The sequence below is a fragment of the Niallia sp. genome, from assembly GCF_031978665.1.
In the GTDB taxonomy this organism is placed as follows: Bacteria; Bacillota; Bacilli; order Bacillales; family Cytobacillaceae; genus Niallia.
Window position 1 is genome coordinate 35,723 of record NZ_DALZDK010000045.1, and the last position, 1,588, is coordinate 37,310.

Sequence of the window (1,588 nt, forward strand, 5' to 3'; positions counted from 1 at the left end):
CACTTAGTTCGCCTTTTTCATAATACCAATGCTGTAAAAATTTTTCGGCTGGTGGATTAGTAAGCAATAAACTTCCATTTCGATTAAGCGTTAGCACGCCATCTGCCATTCCACTTAAAATATTGTCCAGCTGCTCCTTCTCTTGACTTAAGGCATTTATATTAAAATTTAATCTTCTTGCCATTTCATTGAATGCAATCGAAAGTTCACCAATTTCATCCTGAGCCATTATAGGTACTTTTGTCGCAAAATTACCTTGGGCTACTTCAAAGGCAGCTTCTCTCATCTTTCTTAACGGAGCAGTAATTCTTGTTAATAAGAAAAAGGCAAAAATAGTCGTTAAAATGATGGCAATGACAGCTGCTAATACAATAAATTTAGCAGTAGACTGCTTGGATTCATTCATCGATTGTAATGACTGGTAAATAAAAACAGCTCCGTCCTTCCCATTCACATGAAGAGGAGAACCCACGATTGCTACTTGCTCAGGTTTATTGTTTTTATTCTTCCATTTCGTCATCACAACAGTTGTCTTATTGCTTGATAACACATTTTCTAAAGCTTCATTTTCTTCAATGAAAGAATAGGAGAGTGCTTGCATATGACTTTCTGGGTAATAATATATTTGGTCAGGCGAAGAAATTATTATTGCTCCTGTCGAATGATCAAGAAGTTCCCCTACAATTTCCAATCCAGTTTGATTATTATGTTCTTTCATTATTTCCGATATTTTCGTTGCCGTATTAGTTAATTCATTTTCTGTTTGTTCCGTATAATATTGCTCAAAATACTCCAAAAGCATGATCGTAAGAATCGTTAAAACAACGGAAACCAGCAATAGAAAAGTAATCCAAAGCTTAAATACTACGCTTCGCCAAAACTTCATCCATTGTTAACCTCAAACTTATAGCCTACTCCCCAAACCGTTACAATCATGCTAGCCGCCTCTTCTGAAACTCGATTTAGCTTTTCTCTTAATCGTTTAACATGTGTATCAACCGTTCTTAAATCACCAAAAAATTCGTAATGCCATACTTCTTTCAATAGTAATTCTCGGTCAAATACTTTATCTGGAGATTTAGCTAAGAAATACAATAATTCATATTCCTTTGGAGTTAAGCTCACTTCCTTACCACTAGCTAATACGCGATGTGCATCATGATCAATGGTTAATGCTGGAAAGATAATTACATCCTTTGATGTATTATCACTTTGTTCAAATGTAGTAGTTGTAGATCGACGTAATAGGGCTTTCACTCTCAAGACTACTTCTCTTGGGCTAAATGGTTTTACGATATAATCATCGGTTCCAACTTCAAATCCTTGAACTCTGTTTACTTCTTCCCCTTTAGCAGTGAGCATGATAACAGGAGTAGTTTTTTTCTCTCTCAACTCCTTGCATACCTCCATGCCATCTTTTCCAGGCATCATTAGATCGAGTAAGATAACATCATAATCAGTGTTTAATGCCTTAGAAAGAGCGCTCACTCCATCTTCCGCTTCTTCCACAATAAACTCTTCTCTTTCTAAGTACATTTTTAGAAGACGTCGAATTCTTTCTTCATCATCTACCACTAAAATTTTAATT

General features: G+C 35.6%; 2 protein-coding genes. Both read right to left on the reverse strand.

What is annotated here, in order from left to right; all coding sequences use genetic code 11:
• On the reverse strand, positions 1-886 hold an 886-nt coding region (locus RTL21_RS20485), incomplete at its 3' end, for a HAMP domain-containing protein (RefSeq protein ID WP_312098627.1).
• Positions 883-1,587: a response regulator transcription factor gene (locus tag RTL21_RS20490; protein WP_312098628.1), complete on the reverse strand. Its 705-nt coding sequence runs from the start codon at positions 1,585-1,587 to the stop codon at positions 883-885. The genes RTL21_RS20485 and RTL21_RS20490, both read right to left, overlap by 4 nt.
• Position 1,588 lies beyond the last annotated feature (1 nt).